The organism is Paraburkholderia fungorum (assembly GCF_046027215.1).
In the GTDB taxonomy this organism is placed as follows: domain Bacteria; phylum Pseudomonadota; class Gammaproteobacteria; order Burkholderiales; family Burkholderiaceae; genus Paraburkholderia; species Paraburkholderia fungorum_D.
This window is the reverse complement of the sequence record NZ_JAQQEN010000002.1, coordinates 1,174,846-1,198,911: the sequence shown is the minus strand read 5'-3', so window position 1 is coordinate 1,198,911 and position 24,066 is coordinate 1,174,846. Positions and strand designations below refer to the sequence as shown.

Genomic DNA, 24,066 nt, shown 5'->3' with positions numbered 1-24,066 from the left:
AACAGCATGCAAACAAAACAACTGGCACGCGCAGCGCTGATGGTGTTTGCCGCAGCGGCGCTGCTCGGTGTCGGCTATGTCGCTGGCTCGCATCGTCCAGCGTCAGATGGAGCAGGTGCCGTCGCCACCGCAAGGTCCAGCGACAAGGTCGACCCGAAGACAGCTCGCAAGGTGCTGTACTGGCACGACCCGATGGTTCCGGCCCAGCACTTCGACAAGCCGGGCAAGTCGCCTTTCATGGAGATGCAACTGGAGCCTGTCTACGCGGACGAAGGAGGCGGCTCCGCAAGCATCAGCATCGACCCGGGACTGCAGCAGAATCTGGGCATCCGCTACGCGACCGTTCGCCGCCAGGAGACGTCGGAAGGGTTCGACGCTGTTGGCACCACGCAGTTCGACGAGTCCCGGGCTAACGTCGTGCAGTCACGCGTCACGGGATACATCGACCATTTGTACGCCAGTGCCCCAATGCAGCGAATTGGCAAGGGGGCGCCGATAGCGTCGCTGTTCGTGCCCGACTGGCTTGCGCCGCAGGAAGAATATCTGTCACTCAAGCGCGGCGGCATGGATATGGGCTTGCTGGAAGCGTCGCGTGCGCGGATGCGCGCGCTCTCGATTCCAGACGGCGTTATCGCCAGCCTTGACCGGACCGGAAAGGTTCAGACACATGTCGTTCTTTCGTCGCCCGAAACCGGCGTTGTGAGCGAACTGAACGTGCGAAGCGGGGCACAGGTTACGCCTGGTCAGACGCTTGCCAGGGTCGCCGGTCTCTCGAAGCTCTGGCTCATTGTTGAGATTCCCGAGTCACTTGCGCTAACCGCTCAACCTGGCATGACCGTCGATGCCACGTTCTCCGGCGACCCGACACAGCACTTCAACGGGCAGATTCGTGAAATTCTGCCAGGCATCAACGCCAGCAGCCGCACGCTGCAGGCACGCCTCGAAATCGACAACACCGCGCTGAAGCTCACGCCCGGCATGTTGATGCGTGTGCGTGTCGGCGGACAAAAGGCCGTCTCGCGTCTGCTCGTCCCGTCCGAAGCAGTCATCACGACGGGCAAGCGCTCTCTCGTCATCGCGAGAAACGGTGATGGTCGCCTGCTGCCGGTTACTGTCACGGTAGGTAACGACGTCGGTAACGAAACCGTGGTGTTGAGCGGTTTGAATGACGGCGAGCAGGTCGTCGCCTCTGGCCAGTTCCTGATCGATTCGGAAGCTAGCCTGAAATCGGTCCTGCCACGACTGGAAGGTGGCGCGGGCGCGAGTCCGGGCGCTTCAGCGCCGGCATCCGCTTCGCCGGCGGCGAGAACGTACGAGACTATCGGCAAGGTCGAAAATGTCACGCCGCAAGACATCACGTTTTCGCATCAGCCGGTTCAGGCCCTGAACTGGCCGGCAATGACAATGTCGTTCAGCAAGCCGGCGCCCAATGCATTTCCGGATGTGAAGGCAGGGCAGACGGTGCACTTCGTCTTCAGGCAGTCCGGTGATGGGTACCAGTTGACGAAGGTGGAACCCGCCAGAGGTGCCCAATGATTGCGCGCCTCATCCGCTGGTCCATTCACAACCGGTTCCTGGTCCTGCTGGCGACGCTGCTCGTCACGGCGTGGGGGGTATATTCGGTCACCCAGACGCCGCTCGATGCGTTGCCCGATCTGTCCGACACCCAGGTCATCATCAAGGCCTCGTATCCGGGCAAGGCACCGCAGGTCATCGAGGACCAGGTAACGTATCCGCTCACCACGACGCTGCTTGGCGTGCCGGGCGCAAAAGCCATCCGTGCCTATTCGGCGTTCGGCGATGCGTTCGTCTACGTGTTATTCGACGACAGGACCGACCAGTATTGGGCCCGCTCGCGTGTGCTCGAATATCTGAACCAGGTGCAAAGTCGCCTGCCGCCGGGGGCGACCGTATCGCTCGGACCGGATGCAACCGGCGTGGGTTGGGTGTACGAGTACGCACTCGTCGACCGGACCGCGCGGCATGACCTCGGGCAACTGCGCGCACTGAACGACTGGTTCCTGAAGTTCGAGCTGAAGTCGGTGCCGGACGTATCCGAAGTTGCGTCAATAGGCGGCATGGTGCGCCAGTACCAGGTCGTGCTCGACCCGGACAAACTGCGTGCGTACGGCATCACCCAGACAATGGTGGCCGACGCGCTGCGCAAGGCCAACCAGGAATCAGGCGGCTCCGTCGTCGAACTCGCCGAGTCCGACTATGTGGTCCGTTCTTCCGGCTATCTTCATTCGCTAGATGACTTCCGCCGTGTCGTGCTGCGCACGAACGATGCGGGGACGCCCGTGCTGCTCGGCGACGTGGCGCGGATCCAGATTGGACCCGAGACGCGCCGTGGTATCGCTGAACTGAATGGTCAGGGAGAGGTCGCGGGCGGCGTCATCGTCATGCGTTCGGGCAAGAACGCCTTGACGACCATCGAGGCGGTGAAAGCAAAACTCGCTGACCTGAAGCGATCGCTGCCGCCTGGCGTCGAGGTTGTCACGACTTACGACCGCTCGCAGCTCATCGACCGCGCGGTGGACAACCTCAAGGACAAGCTCATCGAGGAGTTCATTGTCGTCGCGCTGGTCTGCGCGGTCTTCCTGTTTCATCTGCGCAGTGCGTTCGTGGCCATCCTGTCGTTGCCGCTCGGCGTACTGGCCGCGTTCATCGTGATGCGCTGCCAGGGCATCAATGCGAACCTGATGTCGCTTGGCGGCATTGCGATTGCTATCGGCGCGATGATTGACGCGGCCATCGTGATGATCGAGAACGCGCACAAGCATCTGGAGGCGTTCGAGTATGAGCATCCGGACACGTCGATAACCGCCGCGCAGCGCTGGGAACTGATTGCGACGTCCGCCGCCGAGGTGGGGCCCGCGCTGTTCTTTTCGCTGCTCATCATCACGCTGTCCTTTATTCCCGTGTTTTCGCTGGAAGGACAGGAAGGCAGGCTCGTCTCGCCGCTGGCGTACACGAAGACGTACACGATTGCGGCCGCAGCCGGGTTGTCCGTGACGCTCGTGCCTGTCTTGATGGGGTATCTCATCAGAGGCCGCATTCCGCATGAAAATGCCAATCCCATCAACCGCATGCTGATTCGACTCTACAGGCCGCTGCTCGAGGCAACGCTTCGACATCCATGGCTTGCGATTGGGGTTGCCGTGGTTGCACTGGCTGCGACCGTGGTGCCGGTATCGCGTCTCGGCGGAGAGTTCCTGCCGCCACTCGACGAAGGCGACCTGCTGTACATGCCGACCGCGCTGCCGAGCATTTCTACCGAGAAAGCGAGCGAACTGCTGCAGCAGACTGACCGGCTCATCAAGACTGTGCCGGAGGTGGCAACCGTGTTCGGCAAATCGGGACGCGCCGACACCGCCACGGACCCCGCACCGGGCCTCGAGATGTTCGAGACGACGATTCAGTTCAAGCCGCGCAGCCAGTGGCGTGCCGGCATGACGCCGGAAAAGCTGGTCGACGAACTGGACCGGACGGTGAGGGTGCCGGGCCTGTCGAATGTATGGGTGCCGCCTATCCGCAACCGCATCGACATGCTATCGACGGGCATCAAGACGCCCGTCGGGGTCAAGATTTCCGGCCCCGACCTGACGCAAATCGACCGGGTCGCGGCGCAGGTCGAAGCAGCGGTGAAGGACGTTCCGGGTGTAACCTCCGCGCTCGCCGAGCGCCTCAACGGTGGCCGGTACATTGACGTGGATATTGACCGGCTTGCTGCTGCGCGCTATGGGCTGTCGGTGGCAGACATCCAGTCGATCGTATCGTCGGCGGTGGGTGGTGAAAACGTCGGCGAGGTGATTGCCGGCCGTGAGCGCTATCCAATCAATATCCGCTATCCACGCGAGGTGCGGGACTCGCTTGAGAAGTTGCGGCAACTGCCAGTCGTCACGGACCGGGGCGCGCAAATCCAGCTTGGCGACGTCGCGCATATCGCCATTGCCGACGGCCCGCCGTCGATTCGCAGCGAGAATGCGCGGCTTTCAGGTTTCGTTTACGTCGACATTCGCAATACGGACCTGCAGTCTGCCGTGAAGGCGATGCAACACGCCGTTGCGGAGAAGGTGGTATTGCCGCCCGGGTACTCGATTGCGTGGTCGGGTCAGTTCGAGTACCTGGAGCGCGCGGCGGCAAAATTGCGCACCGTCATTCCGGTGACGCTCATCGTCATCTTCGTGCTGCTGTTCCTTACGTTCGACTCGGCGGCCGACGCGCTGCTGTTGATGTCGACAGTGCCGTTTGCGCTGGTGGGCGGCTTCTGGCTTGTCTGGATGCTGGGGCACGCAGTATCCGTTGCCACATCGGTCGGCTTCATCGCGCTCGCGGGTGTCGCAGCGGAATTCGGTGTCGTGATGCTGCTGTACCTGAAGAGCGCGCTTAACCGCCGACTGAAAGATGGCGAACCGCTGACCGAGGCTTTGCTGCTTGATGCAATTCGGGAAGGCGCGGTGCTTCGTGTCCGGCCCAAGGCGATGACAGTGGCGGTGGTGCTCGCCGGTCTCATCCCCATCATGATTGGACACGGCGCCGGGTCGGAGATCATGCAGCGCATCGCCGCACCGATGGTCGGCGGCATGGTCACCGCGCCGCTTCTGTCGATGTTCGTTATTCCCGCAGCCTGGTTCCTGCTTCAGCGTCGTCGTATGCGGCATGCAAGCCAGGCGCTTTTCCCCCATGCAGTTCCTTCCGGCACGACAGTGCCGACTACTCAAACTGGAGAAACCCAATGAAGAAGTTGATTGTTGCGTCTGTTGTTCTTGGTGCCATTGTTGCTGCACCGGCGTTCGCTGGTGATGACATGGCGGGCATGAACATGTCGATGAAGTCTTCGGGTTCGAATACGTCATCGACTGCCGCTCTTACCGATGCGGAAGTAAAGAAAATCGACCCGGCCACTGGCATGGTCACGCTGAAACACGGCGCGCTCACCAACGTTGGCATGCCGGCGATGACGATGGCATTCAAGGCAAAGGATGCAGCCATGGTCAAGCGGGTTCATGAAGGCGACAAGGTCAAGGTTCGCATCGAAAGCATCAACGGGACCCTCACCATCGTAAAGCTGGAAAAGCAATCTTGAGGGCATTGTCAACTTGCCGAGAGTGAGACGGCACTACGACAGATGTGACGACTGGTCAGAAGGCAGTCGACGGATTTTGGGCGAGTTCGGCGAATTCGCGCCATGCAACGAACCGGGCTGCGAGTTGTTTGCGATAAAGTGAGGCGCCTATCAAGTGCCGCTTCAGTGTGAAGTGTTGCCGTATCGGCCCGAAGCACGAGAGAAATTTTTGTGTACGTTTCGGGTCGCGAAAGCCGCGCATGCGACGCTCGCGTTCGCGCGTCGGTTGGTGGCTGTTCTCCGCTCGATTGTTCAGCCGGGCAGCCGCTTTTACGAGAACGTGCTTTACGCCCACCAACTCCGGAATTTCGGCCTTTGCGGCGGGATAACTGCGCAGTTGATCGGTGACGATCTTGCGCGGCACGGGGCTGGAGCGCAGCACACGCTTGAAAAAACGTTTGGCCGCGGCCTTGTCGCGCCGCTTTTGTACCAGGATGTCGAGTTCGGTACCATGCTCGTCGACTGCACGCCACAGCAGATACGGTTCGCCACGCAGCATGACGAACATTTCGTCGAGGTGCCACGTGCTACCCGGCTTGCGTCTCGCCGCTTTTACCCGGTGCGCAAAGCCCTGACCAAACTTGTCGCACCAGCATCGGATCGTCTCGTATGTCACGGTCACACCGCGCTCGAAGAGGAGTTCCTCAATGTCGCGCAAATTCAACTGGAAGCGGAAATACCAGCGAACCGCGTGGCTGATGACCGCTGCCGGGAACCGATGACCGTGATAAAGCGATTTTGCTTTCTTCATTGCTTAATCTTACGCCACGGCCTCGTCAACCTGACAGCGCCCTGTCGAGTTCCACTCACTAACCAGGTTAAAAGACCGTCGGCCACGGGCACGTCCAGACCTACATCGAGAATCCGCCACGCGGTCACTGATTGCCAGACGTAAGTTGCTTGTTGCGGTCCGTGAGAAACTGGATCAGCCCATCGACCCCGCTTTGCTGGATCTTGTCGCTGAATTGCGTACGGTAGGTCTGGATGAGCCACGCGCCGAGCACGTTCATGTCGTAGACGCGCCAACCCTGCGGTGATTTGTACAGCCGGTAGTCGATCTGCACTTGACCGTTTTTGCCTGGCGCGATTGTGCGCACCACGGCGTCGGTGCCGCTCGACTCGGCGGGCGAAGGCGGGTACTCGAATTTCTGATCCGTGCCGACCAGCGCGAGCGCGCCGGAATACGTGTGGATAAGCAACTGCTTGAACTGCTCGACCACCTGGTCCTGTTGCTCGGGTGTCGCGGTGCGCCAGAAGCGGCCCATCGCGTACTGCGTGGTGCGGCGAATGTCGACGTATGGGAGGATGTCCCGGTTCACGATAATCATGATGCGCGGGATGTCGTCCGGCGTGAGCGCCTGCTGGCGCACCTCGTCCAGGATTTGCTGCGTCACGGTCTGGATGAGTGTCTGCGGGTCGGTCTGGTCGTTGATTTGAGCGGACCAGGCGTGCTCAGGCGCGCACAGCGACCCGATGCCGACCCCAATGGCCAGCGATGCGACGAACGCGGAACCGACAACGGTGCTTCGACAGAAGTGCTTCATCGCAAACCTCGATTCCGAGAAGGGCCCGTAGACCGCCGGAGCGGTGATGGCACGGTTCGCGCGGCGCTTCGCTGCTCATGCGGCGACGCTGGCATACCAAGGGCCTGCTGATGGATTGCGCGGGCATCCAGGGGCGGTTCCGCCAATATATCAGCACGGTCCCTACTATCGTCTTGGACACGCGATTTTGCTCAGCCCGATGCGGAGTGTTCGCGCAAAGGATCGAACGGTCGCTCGACCTGCTCCACAGAAACGTCATCGATAGCTCATGCCTCCGACGGCGGTCATGAGAACAACGGCAGTGTTTCGACGACCATTCGATGTTGACGCCTCGACGGCGAAGATCGATTGGTCAGGGCCAGGGCTTTTTCGCGGGCCGAGCTGTTGGCACTGGAAATAGACCTGTCAACTCGTCCGAACAAATCCAACTGACACCAGCAAACCGGGCGGATAGATTTAATGCGTTCTACGCTTCGGCGCGGCTCTCGTCGCCAGGGTGAGTTGCCATGGCGTGCCGCTTGCGCTGCTCGCCTCGCCCGTGCCACGACCGGCGGCAAGTCGCAGCGCGCCGGCATAGTGAAACCGGTTGTTGTGCAGCCCGGTCGCCACCTATGCCACCCGGCATGCCACTGTCGCATCGGCACGCGTATTGGGTCCGGACGTCCTCATCCAGTGGATCGTCAGCAGCCAGCAGGTATTCAATAAACAGTTCTTCACCCGTCCTGAGTGACGGGGACATTAGTGCAGTATCTTCGCGAGAAAATCCTTTGCGCGATCTGATTTCGGGTTCGCGAAGAAATCTTCCTTACGGTCGTCTTCGACAATCAGACCACCGTCCATGAAAATCACGCGGTGTGCGACCTTCTTCGCAAAGCCCATTTCGTGCGTGACGCACATCATCGTCATCCCTTCCTGAGCGAGCTCGACCATAACGTCGAGCACTTCGTTGATCATTTCCGGATCGAGCGCCGAGGTCGGTTCATCGAACAGCATCGCGATAGGGTCCATCGACAGGGCACGCGCAATCGCCACACGCTGCTGCTGACCGCCTGACAATTGCCCTGGAAACTTGTCAGCATGCGCGCGCAGGCCGACGCGATCCAGCAGCTTCTGCGCCTTCGCGGCGGCTTCGTCCTTCGAACGGCCGAGCACCTTGATTTGCGCAAGCGTCAAATTTTCGGTGATTGACAGGTGTGGGAACAGCTCGAAGTGCTGGAACACCATGCCGACTTTCGCACGCAGCTTCGACAGGTTGGTCTTCTTGTCGCCGACCGACTGGCCGTCGATCCTGATCTCGCCCTTCTGGAACGGCTCGAGGCCGTTCACCGCTTTGATCAGCGTCGACTTGCCGGAGCCCGACGGTCCGCACACCACCACCACTTCCCCCCTTCTGACTTCCGTCGTGCAGCCGCTCAGCACCTGGAAATGCCCGTACCACTTTGAAACATTGTTGATTGAGATCATTGTGAAATTCACTCCTTGTTGGATTCCGTGGAACACGCCACGAAGCGGGAAGCCCGGCATTTTTACCAGGCGAGACCCATACTGATCTGTTTGAGTAGGTGCCAGGGCGAGCAGCCTGAAGCGGCAAGCTTCAGATCGTCGCTGGACTGCTGCGATGCAACTGCGACGACAAGGCAGCGTCGACATGGGTACAAGGACGTCCCGCGTCCAGGGCATCGTCACCGGCGCGCCTGCGCGCGTTGCACCTGCTCCAGCCGGCGCGCATACCACGTCAGCGGATAGCACATCGCGAAGTACAGCAGCGCGACCATTCCGTAGATCGGAAACGGGCGGAACGCTGTGTTGGTGATCATCGTGCCGGTCTTCGTCAATTCGGTGAAACCGATGATCGACGTCAACGCCGTGCTCTTGACCACCTGCACCAGAAAACCCACGGTCGGCGCGACCGCGATCTTCCTCGCCTGCGGCCACACGATATAGCGCAGTTGCTGGCCGAACGTCATGCCGAGACTCGCGCCCGCTGCCCACTGTCCGCGCGGCACCGCTTCGACGCAGCCGCGCCAGATATCGGAGAGATACGCGCTGGTGTAGAGCGTCAGCGTGACGGTGGCGGCAACCCATGCCGACACGTCCACGCCCAGTAACGGCAGGCCGAAAAACGCGAGGAACAGTTGCATCAGCAACGGCGTGCCCTGAAACAGTTCGACATAGACCACGACCACACGGCGCAGCCACGGCAGCGGTGAGACCCGCATCGCGAGTAGCAGGAGGCCGACGGCCCCGCCGCAGACAAACGCGATCAGTGAGAGCAACACCGTCCAGCGCGCGGCGAGCAGCAGATTGCGCGCGATATCCCACAGGGTAAATTCGTTCATTGTGGACGCTCCGTTGTCAGCGTGGGCATACGACGCCAGGCGAACCACCGTGTCCGCCAGGTTCGCCGCGCATCGGGCGTGCGTGGCTTGCGTCCCGCAAAGAGTCCACGCCCGAGCCGGTTTAGCAACTGCCGCAACAGGATCGACAACAGTAGATAGGTCGCGGTGATGATCAGATAGCTCTCGAATGAGCGGAAGTTGCGCGACTGGATGAAGTTGGCCACATACGTCAAGTCGGGTACCGATATTTGCGACACCACAGCGGAACCGAGCATCACAATCAGCACCTGGCTCAGGAGCGCCGGAAACACATTGGCCAGTGCCTGCGGCAGCACCACGTAGCGAAACACTTGCCGTCCACGCAAACCCAGAGCCTGCGCGGCCTGCAGCTGGCCGCGCGGAATCGAGTCGATACCCGCACGCACGATCTCCGTCGCGTAAGCGCCGAGATTGACCGTCATTGCGAGGATCGCGGCCTGCACTTCATCGATGCGGACACCGAGACCCGGCAGCCCGAAGAATACAAAGAACAGCTGCACGATGAACGGCGTGTTCCGAATCAACTCGACGTAACTGGCGACCAGCGTGCGGGCCCAACGAGGCCCGGCGACGCTGACGCTGGCGCCCGTGATACCGACGACGCTACCCAGCACGGTGGACACCGCAGTGAGCCCAAGGGTAACCGCGACACCATGCGCGAGCATGCCCGCGTAGAAGCCGAAGCCGCTGAAATCGAACGCATAGGTCATGGCATATTGCTCGTGGTCAGGGAAGGCCGATCGGGAAAGCCGGTCGTCAAAGATCGGCCGGAAGCGGCGCACGCAGCCACTTTTCCGAAATCGCATTCATCGTGCCGTCCTTGCGGGCGTGGGCAATAGTCTCATTGACCTTCTGCTGCAGACGCGGCTCGTTCTTGTTCAGACCGACGTGATCCGGCGAGCTGAACAGTGCAAACTTCTGCTCCGGATCGTTCGCCGGATGGCGCGCGAGGATCGTCGCACCCACGTCGTTGCCGACCACCATCAACTGCACCTGTCCGGAGAGGAATGCGGAAATAGCTCCGTTCGGATCGTCGAAACGTTTGATCGTGGCGCTCGGCGGCGCGACTTTGGTGACGCTCAGGTCTTCCAGCGTGCCGCGGGCTACTGAAATGGTCCTGCCGGCGAGGTCGTTGGCGTTTTTGACGACGAGGCTCTTCGGGCCGAATACTGCGAGGTAGTACGGTGCGTACGGCTGCGAGAAGTCGATCACTTTCTCGCGCTCGGGCGTCTGGCCGACGGAGAGCAGCATGTCGGCCTTGCGGTCGGCAAGATAGGCCATGCGGTTGTCGCCCGTCACCTGAACGAGTTCGACCTTGGCGTTGAGCGCACGGCCGATCAGGTTGGCGACGTCGATGTCATAGCCTTGCGGCTTCATGTCTGGGCCGATCGAGCCGAACGGCGGATAGTCTTCGAAGACGCCGATCCGAACCACGCCGGATTTGGAGATCGAGTCCAGTGCATCGGCGTGCGCGGCCGGCGCGAATGCCGACAGCACGGAGATGCCAGTGAACGCCAGCGTCGCGGCGGCCATGGCGAAGACACGTCTCGATCGCAGGGTGGTGGGCTGAAGGATAGTCATGGTTGTTCCTCTAGTGAAAACGTGGGGTGTTGTACGTCACCGGCAAGATGTTGCCGAGACCGATGAAGTCCGCGACGAATTCGCTGACCGTATAGCTATGGTGAATTTTTTCATTGCTGCCTCCATTGGTCTATAACTTAGGCATCCGATCTATTTACCGAATGAGCGCTTATATTGCGTCGCGTATGCACTGACTTTAGGACTGCGAGAAGGTCGTCACAAGCGAAATATGGACATGTGTGTCATGACGAGCGTGCATAGCCTGGCGGCCTTGATCCATGGTGTTGCAGGAAACGGCATGTGGGGTGTGGGTGGCGCCCCGGCCTGGACTGAGCGAAGCGGAGCCGGGGGGCGAGTCCGCCGCGCGGCCCAGATTCACACGTTACGTCCGGTACTTCACCTTCGGCAGCACGCACAACATTTCATAGAGCAGGTTCGCACCGACCAGTGCGGTATTGCCGGACGGGTCGTACGGCGGCGAAATCTCCACCAGGTCGCAGCCCACGATGTCCAGCCCACGGCAGCCACGGATGATTTCGAGCGCTTGCCATATCGTCAGGCCGCCGATTTCCGGCGTGCCCGTGCCGGGTGCGAAACTCGGGTCCAGGCCGTCGATGTCGAAGCTCAGATACACCGGACCGTCGCCCAGTTTCGCGCGCACCTCGTCCATGAGCGGCGCGACCGACTTGTACCAGCATTCCTCGGCCTGCACGACACGTATGCCGTGCGATCTCGACCAGTCGAAGTCCTCCGCCGTATAGCCGGTGCCGCGGAGGCCGATCTGCGCCACGCGGTTGCCATCGATCAGCCCTTCTTCGATCGCGCGCCGAAACGGCGTGCCATGCGCGATCTTTTCGCCGAACATTGTGTCGTTCACATCCGCATGGGCGTCGACGTGAACAACGCCGACCGGTCCGTATTTCTTTTTCATCGCGCGCAGGATCGGTAGCACGATCGTGTGGTCGCCGCCCATCGTGAGGGGCACACAGCCATGTGCAAGGATCTCGTCATACGCTTCGGTGACGATGCCCATACTCTTTTGCAGGTTGAACGGGTTGATCGCGACGTCGCCGATGTCGGCTACCTGGATACTGTCGTAGGGCGCCGCGCGGGTCGCCATGTTGTACGGGCGCAGCAGACACGATTCGGCACGTATCGCGCGCGGCCCGAACCGCGCGCCCGAACGGTTTGACGTGCCGGTGTCGAGCGGCACGCCGACGAAACATGCATCGAGTCCCTCGGTCGACGTCGCGGTTGGCAGGCGCATCATCGTTGCCGGGCCCGCGAAGCGCGGCATCTGGTTACCGCCGAGCGGCTGGTTGAACGGGTTGTCGGAGGAGTTATCGTGCTTCATCGCAAATCCTTTTAAACAGACTGGCCGATTGGCTGACGAAGCGTCAGCACCTGCTTGATTTCCTGGAAGGCGGCAAGCCCGAATGGGCCAAGTTCGCGCCCCATACTGCTGCGCTTGTAGCCGCCCCACGAGGTTTGCGGATAGATCAGTTGGGGCGTATTGACCCATACCACGCCGGCTTGCAGCGCCCGAGCGACCCGTTCGCCGCGTGCCTCGTCGGCGGTGACAACCGTTGCCACCAGCCCGTACTCGCTGTCATTAGCGAGCTCAATGGCGTCCTGTTCGGTGTCGAACACGCGCACGCACAGGACTGGGCCAAAAATCTCGTCACGCCACAAAGCGCTCGTCGGCGGCACGTCGGCAAAAATCGTTGGCGCGATGAAAAAGCCCTGCTCTGGCGCGCCGGCTGGCCGGCCGCCACCGGTTACGAGCCGTGCACCGTCGGCAATACCCTGTTCGATATGGCAGCGTACCCGTTCGAATTGGGCACGATTCACGAGCGGCCCCATCTGCACACCCGGCGCAAACGGATCGCCTACGACGGTCCGCTCCGCGCGCTCGACAAGCCTGGGCAGCAACGCGGGGGCGAGTTCACGCGCCACCAGCACCCGGCTCGTCGCGGAGCACATCTGGCCACTGTTGAAGAAGCCGCCTGCCTCGATCAGGGTGAGCGCCAGGTCGACGTCGACATCGTCGAAAACCATGATCGACGACTTGCCCCCGAGTTCGAGACTCACGCCCTTCAACGTGTCGGCGGCAGTCTTCATGACGGTCTGGCCGACGCCCGTGCTACCGGTAAATGACACTTTCCTGACCCCGGAATGCGCGACGAGCGGCGCGCCGACGTCGGCACCGGTGCCCGTCACCGCATTGAAAACGCCCGCCGGCAAGTCGACAGATGCGATGATCGAGGCCAGTTCGAGCTCCGGCAGCGGCGTGATTTCGGACGGCTTGAACACGACCGTGCAGCCAGCCGCGAGCGCCGGAGCGAGCTTCCACGCCGTCGTCACCATCGGGAAATTCCACGGCACGATCAACGCGACTACGCCGCTCGGTTCACGGCAAATCCGCGCGTGGTGCTCGATGCCTGGAATGCTGACGTCTTCGCCGGTCACGTCGTCCAGACGTTCGGCCAGTTGGGCGTAGTAGCGGAACGTCCCGATCACGTCGTCGACGTCCATCTGTGCCTCTTCTTGCGGCTTGCCGTTGTTCAGCGATTGCAGCATCGCGAGACGCGCGCGCCGCGTCTCGACTTCCGCCACGATTGCACGCAGGTAGCGTGCGCGCTTAGCGCCGGTCGTTTGCCGCCACGCGCGAAACGCGCGGGCCGCGGCGGTCACTGCCAGCTCGACGTCGTGGGCGGTGCCCGCGGCCACGTCGGCCAGGTGGGCCCCGGTCGCAGGGTTCACCGCGGCAACCGTCCGGCCCAGTGCGCCGTCGACCCAGCGGCCGTCAATATAGAGCTGCGTCCGGAACTGCGTATTGTTCCGCGCGTTCATGCCTGTTCTCCCGGCACGTGGTCGAACCACTTCTGTTCGTCGATTTCGATCAGAGTGGGCACGCGCCGTCCCGCGGCCTGCTTCAGTTCCTCCGCGAGCAGGGCCGGCGTATCGGCCGATGCTGCGTAGCAGCCGAAACCGTGCGCGAGGGCGAGGAAGTCAGGCGTGTAGATGTCGACGGCGATCGGCTCGATAGCGCGGTCGACCATATATTTTCTGATTTCGGCATAGCCTCGGTTATTCCACAGGAGCACGATCACCGGCACGGCGGCTTCGACCGCGCTCGCGAGTTCCGGCAGTGTGAACTGCAGCCCACCGTCGCCGATCAGGCAGATCACGGGCCGGTTGCCGGACGCAAGCCGCGCGCCGATAGCGGCCGGCAATCCGTAGCCGAGGGTGCCGTAACCCGTCGACGAGTTGAACCACGATCTGGACACGGCCGCCTCGAAGACGAAATTCCCGGCGTAGACAGGGCGCGTCGAATCGCCCACGATAACCGCGTCGGGTAGCGTGTCCGATACGGTATCGAAGAGCGCCGCCTGCGAGCGAATCGCGGCGTCGTAGCCGGTATTGACGGCGGCGCGAACCGCACTCACGCGTGACGCACCCCAGCCGGCATCGCGCGGCGGCAGGGGGCGCGTCGCCAGCCTGGCGTTGAGCACGGCGAGCGCGAGCTTCGCGTCGGCCGCGATCGCCACGTCGGGCGGGAAATTGCGCATGGCCTGCTGGGCATCAATGTCGACTCTGACCAGCTTCCCGTCGATGGCGAACCCGTCGTCGAACACAACGTCGTAGTCGGTCTCGCCGAGTTCGGTGCCGACCGCTAGCACCACGTCGGCCTCGCACACCAGCGCGCGCGTCGCGGGAAGCGACTGGGTCGAGCCGATCGACAGCGCATGGCCACGCGGCAAGAGCCCCTTCGCATTGATGGTCAGCGCCACCGGCGCCTGCAGACGTTCTGCCAGCGCGCGCAATTCGGAGGCGGCCTCGATAGCCCCGCCGCCGGCCAGGATCAGCGGACGTCGCGCGCCAGCTAGCAACGCAGCGGCGGCGTCGAGCGCGGCCGGTGAGCCTGCGGGCTTGGCGGGGAGCACCACCGGGCCGGCTGTCATCCCGCGAGCCGGCGCGACGATCACGTCGAGTGGAATTTCGATGTGGACCGGCCGCGGCCGCTCGCTCGCGAACACCGCAAACGCGCGGGCTAGCACTTGTGGCAGTTCGTCCGCGTTCAGCAGCGTGTGGGAAAACGCGGTGAGCCCGGCGAATACGCCACGCTGCGACGGCAGTTCGTGCAGGCGGCCGGCGCCGCCGCCGAGCTGGCGCGTAGCGTTGACGCTGGAAATCACGAGCATCGGAATCGAATCGGCATAAGCCTGCGCCATCGCAGTCGCGATATTCGTCATGCCCGGCCCGGTGATGACGAAGCACACGCCGGGCTTGCCAGTAACGCGCGCATAGCCGTCGGCCATGAATCCGGCACCCTGCTCGTGGCGTGGTGTGACGTGCCGCAGCGTCGACGCTGCGAGCCCACGATAGAGCTCGACGGTGTGGACGCCGGGAATGCCGAACACCAGTTGGATGCCGTAGTGTTCGAGCAGCGTCACGAGCGCTTCACCACAGGTCTGCGTAATCGTCGGCCGGTGCTGATGGTGCCCGTCTGCGTGGCCGAAGAGCGAGGCCGTTTCAGGATAATTCATGAGACCCCTGCGAATTGATCGGTTGCCGGTGCATGCTTGTCTCCGGAGTTTTGCGTGGTGACCCATTCTTGTTCCGTGACGTGTCCGCGGCAAACGATCGATTTGCATGATCGCCATGTCCCTTGCTCATGACCGTAATCAGGACAGCGATATGTTCAGACGAATCGGCGGATTTGTCTGGTGCATATAATAGAAAGCGAGCCGGGAAGTACATCCGGCCGTCATGACTTTTCCAAATGGTGGAAGGGAACGACGATGCGCCGCCTGCCGCCTCTGAACGCGCTGCATATCTTTGAAACTGTGGCGCGCCACCGCAGTTTCACGCGCGCTGCCGATTATCTGTGTCTGACGCAGGGTGCCGTGAGTCGGCAGATCCAGTCGCTGGAGGAGTACTACGGATTTGCTCTGTTCACGCGGCACGCGAAGGGGCTCGTACTGACGATGGAGGGCGAACAGCTACTGCCGACAGTGAAAGAGAGCTTCGCGCGCATCGAGGAGATTTCGCTGCGGCTAACCCGGCAGCGCACCGACCTTGCGCTGAAGGTACCCACCTGCCTGATGCGTTGGATCCTGCCGAAGATCATGCGCTTTCAGGCCGAGTATCCTGACATTCAATTGCAACTGACGACCACATGGCAGCACGACGTCGATTTCCAGGTCGAGCCGTTCGACGCGGCGATCATCTATGGCTCGTCGCCGGGCGTCGGCGTTCATTCGATTGCTCTGTTCGAAGAACAACTGACGCCTGTTTGCGCGCCGTCGTTGCTTGAGGCTACGCCGCTCGACAGCGTGACCGATCTTGCCCGGCATACGCTCCTGCACCCGACGCGTGACCACCGCGACTGGAAGATGTGGCTCGCGCATGCCGATGCCTCTCAGATCGATGCCGATCTCGGTCAAAGTTTTGAAACGCTGGACCTTGCGACGAACGCGGCGACCCAGGGTTTCGGCGTTGCGATCAGTGACTGCTCCCTTGTCAGCGAGGATGTCGCGTCGAAGCGCCTCGCGATGCCGTTCAACATCGTGCTGACGACAGGCGCTCGCTATTATTTCGTCTATCCGGATTGCCTCGCGCACCAGCACAAGGTGAACCTGTTTCGCGAGTGGATCGGGGCTAACGGGTAGGCTTGACGACGGGAAGCAGCGTAAGGTCCATTTGCCAACACTGACCTCCGACTTACCCCTTCCGGGGATGGTCGCGCCGAACCGACAAGCAAAGCAATACGGCGCCTACGGTAACCAGTTCGTCTCGATCGTCAGATGAGAGTTTCTCCCACTCACGAGCGGAGATGGGCGATCGCGCGAACGCTCGATATACTTCACCTTCCCTCGAACCCCACTGCTCACGGTTGAGACATGAATCCCATCATTTTCCGAACGGCGCTACCGGCGGACCTACCTGCAATCGTTGGATTGTTGGCGGACGATGAGCTTGGCAGTCAACGAGAGACCGTTAGCTCACCCTTGGACGAAAGGTACGTTGCCGCTTTTAAAGCAATAGAAGTTGACCCGAGCCAGCGTCTCGTGGTCGCCATCGATGGAGAAACAGTGATTGGCACACTGCAAATTTCGTTCATACCGGGGATCGCTCGAAGGGGCGCGTGGCGGGGGCAGATCGAAGCGGTCCGAATCGCTGCGCCCTTCCGTAGCACGGGGCTAGGCCAGCAGATGTTCGAATGGGCGATCTCGGAGTGCAAATCACGAGGTTGCAAACTAGTCCAACTGACAACTGAAAAGGGCCGTCCTGACGCGCACCGTTTCTATGAAAAACTTGGCTTCGTTGCGAGCCATGAGGGCTACAAGCTTATCTTGTAGATCACGGCGAATATGTTGAACGTGCCCTTGTATGTACCAGCCGCGGAGTTGTTCGGACGAACATCCGTTGGAGTCGTCGATTTAACAACTTTGTTGGATCGCGTTCGTCGGTTTGCAGCCGAAGAGCGGTCATAGAGCGCGACTTCGGTGACCGTCGGTTCCTGGCCGGTTTGAGGCAGTGCCACCGGCTATTTGCTCACCGGAGACCGGCCATTGAGCGAGGGCGGACAAGATCTTGCCAATGCACATTGGATGGTTTTGTCGCGCTAAGGGGCAGGAGTAAAATCGAAGTTGATATTTGCCCGAAGTGAAGCGTGAGATGAAGAAGGCGACTGCGAGACAAACCCTGCCCGCCGGCGTAGCGAAGGTACTCAAGCGCCTGCACTATCCTCTGGACATGATACTTCTGTGCGTGCGGTGGTATGTGGCCTACTCGCTGAGCTTGCGAAATCTCGAGGAAATGATGGCCGAACGGGGTTTCGATGTCGACCATTCGAGCGTGCATCGCTGGGTGATCAAACTCGTACCGTTGTTCGAGAAGGCCTTTCGCAAGCACAAACGTCTGGTCGGCAAGAGCTGGAGGATGGATGAATTACGTCAAGGTGGGCGGCCAGTGGAAGTACTTGTATCGCGCGGTGGACAAGGCCGGCAATACGGTCGATTTCCTGTTGCGCGCGCATCGCGACAAGGCGGCAGCACGCCGTTACTTCGAGAAAGCCATCGATCGGAACGGGACGCCCGAGATCGTGACCATGGATAAAAGCGGGGCGAATCTGGCCGCCCTCCAGGCCATCAACGCCGAGCGGGAAACGCCCATCAAGGTCCGGCAGGTGAAGTATCTGAACAACATCGTAGAGCAGGATCATCGGGCGATCAAACGCCGAACCAGGCCCATGATGGGCTTCAAGGATTTCCGGTGTGCCCGCATCATCCTGTCAGGCATTGAGACGATGCATATGATCAGGAAAGGCCAGATGAAGGACAGCGGCGTCACCCGAACCGCTGCCGATCAGTTCTATTCGTTGGTGGCGTAAGGACTCCTTGTCATCGCGAAATTTGCTTGCCTTGCCGCCGTTATCGCGACACAGCCGATTGAGGGCGTGATTCGCCAAAGCGGTGCCGACGACGTTGCCCCGCTTGCAGTCGATACCCATGGATATACGGACTATGCGATGGGGCTCGCACGGGCTTTAGGCTTTGACCTGTGCCCGCGACTCTCGCATCTCCGTGACCGGCGCTTGCACGTCCCGCAGCATCATACAGTCCCTGTGGAACTAATCGCCGTCACCGATCGCGACGTCCGGATGGATCTGATCACGAGCATCTGGGACGAGTTCGTTCGCGTTGCCGCCTTGGTGCAGACCGGCCAATGCACGGCAGTGCAGGCGCTCGCGCGCTTCGGTTCAGCCGCACGCGGACAGCCGGTATACGATGGCGGTGTCCATATCGGGCGGCTGTTCCGGACGATTTACCTGATCGACTACCTCACCAATCCGGCGTTTCGCGCCGAATTGCAGCATGTGCTCAATCGCGGGGAGGCGGTACATACAGTTCAGCGGGCGATCCACATCGGCAAGATTCCGCTGGAACTGGCCAGGCACCATGACTCGCTCTCGGCGGTGTCCTCGGCGCTGGCGCTGCTCACCAATGCCGTGATGGCGTGGAACACGATCCACATGCAGCGTGCGGTCGACCAGATAGAGGCGGTGAGTGGAGAGGCCGTTCAGGCGGCGGATTTGCGGCGCATCGCGCCGACGCATCTCGAAGGCATCAACCTGCGCGGAACGTTCGATTTCCCGATCGCACGCTATGCGCATCATTTGCTGCCGAGCGTCGCCGACCTAAATGCGAAGCAGCGACGGCTAGCTTGATCCGCAGTGATCTCCGTCGGCGCGCCGCTACTCGAGTTTCGCCCGATGCGCGCGGGGCGATCGGCACTCCGCCGCGCGACCACTCTGGCCGGGAGATCAAAAAGCGAAAACGACCAGACAGGAAGTGCCTGATTTGGTGAGGTATTTTAACAGGGCCGGCTCGCAAACCCGCATCAAGCCAAGACCAACCTACCGTCGCAAATTGCATTGAAATCGAGGATAGGCCTCTTTGGGCTGTCGGACGGGACCGTGATCGATGGGAGCCGCGGTGGTAACAGTGCGCGGTGGCTCAATCACGCCTGCGCGCCGAACTGCGAGACCATCGAGGAAGAGGGGCGGATTTTTACCCACACGCTGCGGCCGATCTCGCCGGGAGAAGAACTGTTCATTGAATACCTGCTGGCACTCGACGATCCAGCGAATGAGGAAGTCCGGCAGCAGTACGCGTGCTGCTGCACCGCTGCAAACTGCCGCCAGTCGATGCTGGCGGATGCGGCGTGAGTGGGACGACGCCGGCGAGCGAGACTGACAACGCGACACTGGCGATGGGCCACGCACCGCGATTGCAGCCTGACAGCTTCGTTCCGATCGGCGGTGGTGTGGTTTTTCATCTCGATCTGCTGAAACCTGCGTTGCCGCAAAGAGATGCATCCAGCGCAGACTCTGGCGTCTCCATGCAAACTGCCTGTCGTAATTCATGAATCGATGAAAAGGCTTCAGTCCAGCTTATATGACGCGCGGTCAGCATGAGAGTCATCCACCGGCGCCCGGCTGGTTTCGTTATGCGCCCACACGATGCGCTCCATCATCGCGAGAAACACATTGCGCTCGGCTTCATCGAGTCCGTGCAACATTCGAACGTTCGAACGTTCGGTCGCGTCAAAAAGCGTCTCGTATAACTGATGGCCGGCAACCGTCAAAAAGAGGACTTTCGCCCGGCGATCCGTGGCACTCGGCTCCCGCGTGATCAAGCCCTTGGTTTCCAGCCTTTCGAGCACGCCGGAAAGCGTGTTGCGATCAAAGCCGACTGTCTGCGACAGCCGGATCTGATCAATACCAGGTCGGGCGAGCACCGATACCAGCGCGCCGAATTGCACCGGCGTGATGTCGTAGCCGGCGGTCTCCTCGAGAAACACGGTGACAGCAAACTGCTGCAGGCGACGCATCTGATAGGTCGGCCGGCTATACAGGGAGTGGCCAAGTGATGAGTTGTCTTCCGGGCTGGCCATTGGCACGCGCGAAACTTCGTTGGTATCGCTAACGAGGGCCGCCAGCATGCGTGAGAAACGCTTTCGGTCGCGGGCCGTCAACGCCTCCAGCAGGCGCGTGTCGGCCCGATCTGCGGCTTCGCCAAGCTTGCGATGCATTGAGTGTCCGCTTTTCGTTGCGCGAATGACTTTCGCCCGACGATCTTCCGCGTCGATCTCGCGCGTGATCAGCATTTTACTTTCGAGTCGGGTCAGGACACCCGATACAGTGGACCGGTCGAAGCCGGTGGCCTGCGCGATGCGCAACTGATCGGCATCGGGCGAAGCCATCACCGCAGCAAGCACGCAAAACTGATCGAAGGTCGTGTCGAGACCGCCCGCTTCCTCGAGGAACAACGTAACGGCGAGCGTCTGTAGCCGGCGAATCAGATGGCCGGGCTTCTTGTAAAGGACGTCGGAAAGAGTTTTCTGAACCACAGGATCGAATTGCGCCGCATGAAATTTGATCGTCAGATCATAGCACGTGGCGCACGATACTCCGTCCTGTGACGATTCGCTGGAACGCGCAGAGAACTACACGTCCCGGTGACCGTGATGCTGTGTTGCAGGCCTGCAGCAGGCCGAGCGGCGGCACTGCTGCGCGGGTGGTCCAGCGGGTGCATCAATTCACCCGTCACACGGCTGTTGCATTGCCCAACGCATAGGCTTCATCGATCAGACGAACAGCGTTCAGGCAATCTTCGACACCGACGGGCGGGGGTAATCCATCCCGCCACGCTGCAAGGATGCTGGCGAGGCAGTGGTACGCGGGGTTTTCCGTCGGCAGATCAGAAAAATTCTGTTCTCCGTCCGCAGTCACGATACGGATGTTGCCATCCTTGGCCATCAGCAATCCGTCGCGCCCGACGATTTTCCACTCGCCATCCGCGCCATCGAGCAGCTTGTCGCGTCCCGCTCCAGGTTGGACGCCTTCAGTCGTCCGGCGCGGGTAGGTATTGCCCACTTCCAGGGTGCCGCACACCCCGGTGGGCGTTCGCAAAAGTACGCTCGCATAGTCTTCCACACGAGTTCCCAATGCGTGATGGCCAAACTGTGCGCCGGTGACACGTGCAGTTTCACCCGTCAGATTGAGAAAGATATCGAGTCCGTGCATGCCGAGGTTGCGCAGACAGCCGCCTCCCGACGCTTGCGGATCGAGCATCCACTCGCAATTCCACGCCGGATAGCGGGCCGACGTAAACCGGTTGGTGCGGATGTACAGATGCGATAGCGGTCCGAAGGCCCCTTCGGCGAGCATCTTGCGCGCGTGTCGCACGAAAGCGGAGTCACGCTGGGGCATCGGGACTGCAACATACGCACCTTGTGCGCGAACTCTTTTGGCGATTGTCGCGACTTCCTTCGCATTCAATCCCATTGGCTTTTCCATCATGAACGGCAGTCGCCGTTCGAGCAGATCGTGTGCAACCCCCGCCATGGTGTCGTGCCGTCCCAGTGCCACCACGAAATCGGGGCGCAGCGTATCGAGCATCCGGGCGGCGCTCGCAAACACGGCCGGCCGACCCACTTCCGCGGCGCGCTGCGCAGCGACGGCCGGGTTGCTGTCCTGAACGCCAATCAGTTCGACGTCAGGCATCCGCGCAAGGTGCCGTAAGTAGGCCGCGTCATAAATGGAGTGCCAGTGGCTCACACCTAGCGCGGCGATCCGGATAGTCATCTCTTCAGTCTCCTCTTTAATATCGTGTCACAGAACCTCGTCGCTGACGAGTGCCCTGCCACGCTCACTCATCCGGCGTTGACGCGCCGGGGACGGTTGGTCGATTGTCGTTACGGGGCTCCTTGAACGGCAGGCGAGGGAGCGTCTCTCCATTTCAGCACCGTTTCCTTCAGTCCAATTCTTCAGCGGCCACTGCATTCAGGCTGTCGCCACGTTCCGCCTTGACAATGAAAAGTACTGTGATAATCTGTGTACGTACTATATGAGAGATCAGTGAGCGGCGCAAGCCACGGCTCATGTCATACCAACGGAGGAGCATGCAATGCGTTTGTGCCGTTTCAACCAGAACCGTCTCGGCGTCGTCGAAGACGATCTTGTATTCGACGTGACTGCCGCGCTCGATGCGTTGCCGCAAGAACGCTGGCCGCAGCCGTTCGGTGATGCGCTATTCAGACATTGGGACCTGGTGCTGCAGGCGATTCGCGATGTGCGGCCAGACGCGACTACGCAGTTGGTCACATCGGTCGACTTTTACGCGCCGGTTGCCACGCCGAGCAAGATCGTCTGCGCGCCTGTCAACTATCTCGACCACAAGAACGAGGCCGATGCCGATCCGGTCAATTTCTATCAGCACCTGAACAAGATCCAGGAGGCCGGACTTTTCCTCAAGTCTGCTAGCGCTCTTGTTGGGCCGACGGAAGGCGTGCGGCTGCGCCATCTCGACCGGCGCAACGATCACGAGCTGGAACTGGCCGTCGTGATCGGTCAAGCGGCGAATCGCGTGAGCCGCGAGCGTGCGTTGTCGCACGTCGCGGGCTATGCAATCGGGTTGGACATGACCGTTCGGGGTCCGGAAGAACGGTCATTTCGCAAGTCGGTGGACAGTTTTGCCGTGGTGGGCCCGTGGCTGGTTACCGCCGACGAGTTGAGCGATCCGTCCCGGCTCGATATCGAACTGACCGTGAATGGCGAGCTGCGTCAGAAGGACAACACCCGAAACCTGATCGTGGACGTCCCGGGCCTCATCGAAATGGCGTCACGCTTCTACACGCTTCATCCCGGCGACATCATTCTGACCGGGACTCCGGCCGGTGTTGGACCGGTAGTCGCCGGCGACACGATCGAGGCCCGGATCGCCGGCATCGGCGCGATGCGCGTGTCGGTCAATGCGATCTAGTCGGCACGCCAATATCGGAGACTGATCATGAACGAATACGGCAAGTTGCTCACGCGAATGGACGAACTCGACACGGCCCCGTTGTGGGAGCTGTACATGAAAATCGCGAGCCGTGAGCCGCGCTGTGCTGACAAGCCAATGCACTGGTCATGGGCCGATCTCGCCGGCCTGGTCGACACTGCGGCGCGCGAAGTGTCGCTCGAAACCGCGGAGCGCCGAGTGGTGCTGTTCGCCAATCCCGCCTTCGCGCCCAGAGTAGTGACGACCACCAATCTGCAAGCCGGCATTCAGATTCTTGAGGCCGGCGAGTCCGCGCGTCCGCATCGCCATAGTGCGTCGGCGCTGCGCTTCATCATGGCGAGCAAAGGTGGCGCGACGTTCGTCAACGGGCAGGAGTGTCCGATGGCGCCGGGTGACCTGATCACGAACCCCGCGTGGTGCTGGCATGAGCATGTGAACGACACGGATGAACGCATCGTCTGGTTCGACGGCCTCGACGTGCCGCTCGTACAGTATCTCGACGGATTTTTCTTCGAGGAGGCGCCGGACGGTTTGAGCTACTCGAAGGACGCGTCGGCGCTCCCGGACGCGTCGTTGCTGGCTGGTGGCTTCGTGCCCGATCCGCCGCGTGCGCCGGTGCCTTTCTCGCCGCTCTATCGATACTCGGGAGAACACACGCTGAATGCGTTAGCCGCGATGCCACCGGCGCCGGACGGCTCGAAGCGGATGCGCTATGTGAATCCCCTGACCGGCGGTGCAATCATGCCGACCCTCGACTGCTACGTGCTCGAACTCGCCTGGCACGCGCAGACGCGCGCGTCACGCAGCACCTCGAACGCTATTTGCCTCGTGGCCGAAGGTGAAGGACGCTCGACGATCGGTAGCACCACGATCGAGTGGAGCAAGAACGACGTCTTTACGATTCCCCATTGGCACTGGACTACCCATCAGTCCCACTCCGCCGGCAACAACGCCCGCCTTTTCATCATGACCGACCGGGACCTGCTCGCGAAACTGCATCTGCTGATCGAACAGACCGAATAACCGCAGCGCCTCTCTTTCCCAAACATGCAGCAAAAGCCGCAACGACGGCGATAAAA

General features: G+C 61.3%; 19 protein-coding genes and 2 pseudogenes. 10 read left to right on the top strand and 11 right to left on the bottom strand.

Annotated elements, in window-relative coordinates; all coding sequences use genetic code 11:
- The first annotated feature begins 6 nt into the window (after nucleotides 1–6).
- The 3 genes from PQR27_RS25985 to PQR27_RS25975 are packed head-to-tail and all read left to right on the top strand — an operon-like array spanning nucleotide 7 to nucleotide 5,089.
- Complete coding sequence (locus PQR27_RS25985) at nucleotides 7–1,536, top strand: efflux RND transporter periplasmic adaptor subunit (protein WP_408526480.1); 1,530 nt, start codon at nucleotides 7–9, stop codon at nucleotides 1,534–1,536.
- Nucleotides 1,533–4,742 (top strand): efflux RND transporter permease subunit, encoded by a 3,210-nt coding sequence (locus PQR27_RS25980; RefSeq protein ID WP_408526479.1) that lies wholly within the window; start codon nucleotides 1,533–1,535, stop codon nucleotides 4,740–4,742. The genes PQR27_RS25985 and PQR27_RS25980 overlap by 4 nt, the downstream gene beginning before the upstream one ends.
- On the top strand, nucleotides 4,739–5,089 hold the full coding sequence (locus PQR27_RS25975; protein WP_408526478.1) for a copper-binding protein: 351 nt from the start codon (nucleotides 4,739–4,741) through the stop codon (nucleotides 5,087–5,089). Before PQR27_RS25980 ends, PQR27_RS25975 begins: the two co-directional genes overlap by 4 nt.
- Nucleotides 5,090–5,144: 55 nt before the next feature.
- Here PQR27_RS25975 and PQR27_RS25970 read toward each other — a convergent pair whose 3' ends face one another.
- From PQR27_RS25970 to PQR27_RS25930, 9 genes are all read right to left on the bottom strand, one after another.
- Nucleotides 5,145–5,879 (bottom strand): IS6 family transposase, encoded by a 735-nt coding sequence (locus PQR27_RS25970; RefSeq protein WP_408526477.1) that lies wholly within the window; start codon nucleotides 5,877–5,879, stop codon nucleotides 5,145–5,147.
- Nucleotides 5,880–6,003: 124 nt separating this feature from the next.
- Nucleotides 6,004–6,672, bottom strand: a complete 669-nt coding sequence (locus PQR27_RS25965) for an MlaC/ttg2D family ABC transporter substrate-binding protein (protein WP_408526476.1) — start codon at nucleotides 6,670–6,672, stop codon at nucleotides 6,004–6,006.
- A 738-nt stretch (nucleotides 6,673–7,410) separates the two neighbouring features.
- Nucleotides 7,411–8,136, bottom strand: a complete 726-nt coding sequence (locus PQR27_RS25960; protein WP_408526475.1) for an amino acid ABC transporter ATP-binding protein — start codon at nucleotides 8,134–8,136, stop codon at nucleotides 7,411–7,413.
- A 218-nt stretch (nucleotides 8,137–8,354) separates the two neighbouring features.
- Nucleotides 8,355–9,011 carry an amino acid ABC transporter permease gene (locus tag PQR27_RS25955; protein WP_408526474.1) on the bottom strand — a complete coding sequence of 219 codons (657 nt, stop codon included), beginning with the start codon at nucleotides 9,009–9,011 and terminating at the stop codon, nucleotides 8,355–8,357.
- Entirely contained in the window at nucleotides 9,008–9,760 is a 753-nt protein-coding gene (locus PQR27_RS25950) for an amino acid ABC transporter permease (protein WP_408526473.1), read from the bottom strand. The genes PQR27_RS25955 and PQR27_RS25950 overlap by 4 nt, the downstream gene beginning before the upstream one ends.
- A 46-nt stretch (nucleotides 9,761–9,806) precedes the next feature.
- Complete coding sequence (locus tag PQR27_RS25945; protein ID WP_408526472.1) at nucleotides 9,807–10,631, bottom strand: transporter substrate-binding domain-containing protein; 825 nt, start codon at nucleotides 10,629–10,631, stop codon at nucleotides 9,807–9,809.
- A gap of 382 nt (nucleotides 10,632–11,013) precedes the next feature.
- Nucleotides 11,014–11,985 carry an agmatinase gene (gene speB / locus PQR27_RS25940; RefSeq protein WP_408526471.1) on the bottom strand — a complete coding sequence of 324 codons (972 nt, stop codon included), beginning with the start codon at nucleotides 11,983–11,985 and terminating at the stop codon, nucleotides 11,014–11,016.
- 11 nt (nucleotides 11,986–11,996) lie between these two features.
- The gene (locus tag PQR27_RS25935; protein WP_408526470.1) at nucleotides 11,997–13,484 is read right to left on the bottom strand and encodes an aldehyde dehydrogenase family protein; all 1,488 of its coding nucleotides are present in this window, start codon (nucleotides 13,482–13,484) and stop codon (nucleotides 11,997–11,999) included.
- Nucleotides 13,481–15,181, bottom strand: a complete 1,701-nt coding sequence (locus PQR27_RS25930; protein ID WP_408526469.1) for a 5-guanidino-2-oxopentanoate decarboxylase — start codon at nucleotides 15,179–15,181, stop codon at nucleotides 13,481–13,483. The genes PQR27_RS25935 and PQR27_RS25930 overlap by 4 nt, the downstream gene beginning before the upstream one ends.
- Nucleotides 15,182–15,436: 255 nt before the next feature.
- Between PQR27_RS25930 and PQR27_RS25925 the strand changes: the two genes are divergently transcribed.
- The 5 genes and pseudogenes from PQR27_RS25925 to PQR27_RS25905 all read left to right on the top strand — a co-directional run.
- Nucleotides 15,437–16,306 (top strand): LysR substrate-binding domain-containing protein, encoded by an 870-nt coding sequence (locus tag PQR27_RS25925; protein WP_408526468.1) that lies wholly within the window; start codon nucleotides 15,437–15,439, stop codon nucleotides 16,304–16,306.
- A 231-nt stretch (nucleotides 16,307–16,537) separates the two neighbouring features.
- A complete protein-coding gene (locus PQR27_RS25920; protein WP_408526467.1) occupies nucleotides 16,538–16,996 on the top strand; it encodes a GNAT family N-acetyltransferase in 459 nt (152 codons plus the stop codon).
- 319 nt (nucleotides 16,997–17,315) lie between these two features.
- Nucleotides 17,316–18,030 (top strand): IS6 family transposase gene (locus tag PQR27_RS25915; protein WP_408526466.1). Its coding sequence is split into 2 segments (ribosomal slippage): nucleotides 17,316–17,590 and nucleotides 17,589–18,030, totalling 717 coding nucleotides; the frame shifts between segments, so codons are not numbered across the junction.
- Between the two features lie 57 nt (nucleotides 18,031–18,087).
- Nucleotides 18,088–18,867, top strand: a pseudogene (locus PQR27_RS25910) (Tn3 family transposase); the annotation flags it as partial.
- A 225-nt stretch (nucleotides 18,868–19,092) separates the two neighbouring features.
- Nucleotides 19,093–19,368: pseudogene (locus PQR27_RS25905) on the top strand (SET domain-containing protein); the annotation flags it as partial.
- 215 nt (nucleotides 19,369–19,583) lie between these two features.
- On the opposite strand, the gene PQR27_RS25900 reads toward PQR27_RS25905, so the two are convergent.
- The gene (locus PQR27_RS25900; RefSeq protein WP_408526465.1) at nucleotides 19,584–20,552 is read right to left on the bottom strand and encodes a MarR family winged helix-turn-helix transcriptional regulator; all 969 of its coding nucleotides are present in this window, start codon (nucleotides 20,550–20,552) and stop codon (nucleotides 19,584–19,586) included.
- A gap of 196 nt (nucleotides 20,553–20,748) precedes the next feature.
- Nucleotides 20,749–21,789 (bottom strand): Gfo/Idh/MocA family protein, encoded by a 1,041-nt coding sequence (locus tag PQR27_RS25895; RefSeq protein WP_408526464.1) that lies wholly within the window; start codon nucleotides 21,787–21,789, stop codon nucleotides 20,749–20,751.
- Nucleotides 21,790–22,111: 322 nt separating this feature from the next.
- Here PQR27_RS25895 and PQR27_RS25890 point away from each other — a divergent pair, with 322 nt between their 5' ends.
- Both PQR27_RS25890 and PQR27_RS25885 read left to right on the top strand, forming a co-directional pair.
- Nucleotides 22,112–22,966, top strand: coding sequence for a fumarylacetoacetate hydrolase family protein (locus tag PQR27_RS25890; RefSeq protein WP_408526463.1), 855 nt, complete (start codon nucleotides 22,112–22,114; stop codon nucleotides 22,964–22,966).
- 27 nt (nucleotides 22,967–22,993) lie between these two features.
- Nucleotides 22,994–24,010: a cupin domain-containing protein gene (locus PQR27_RS25885; protein WP_408526462.1), complete on the top strand. Its 1,017-nt coding sequence runs from the start codon at nucleotides 22,994–22,996 to the stop codon at nucleotides 24,008–24,010.
- Nucleotides 24,011–24,066 lie beyond the last annotated feature (56 nt).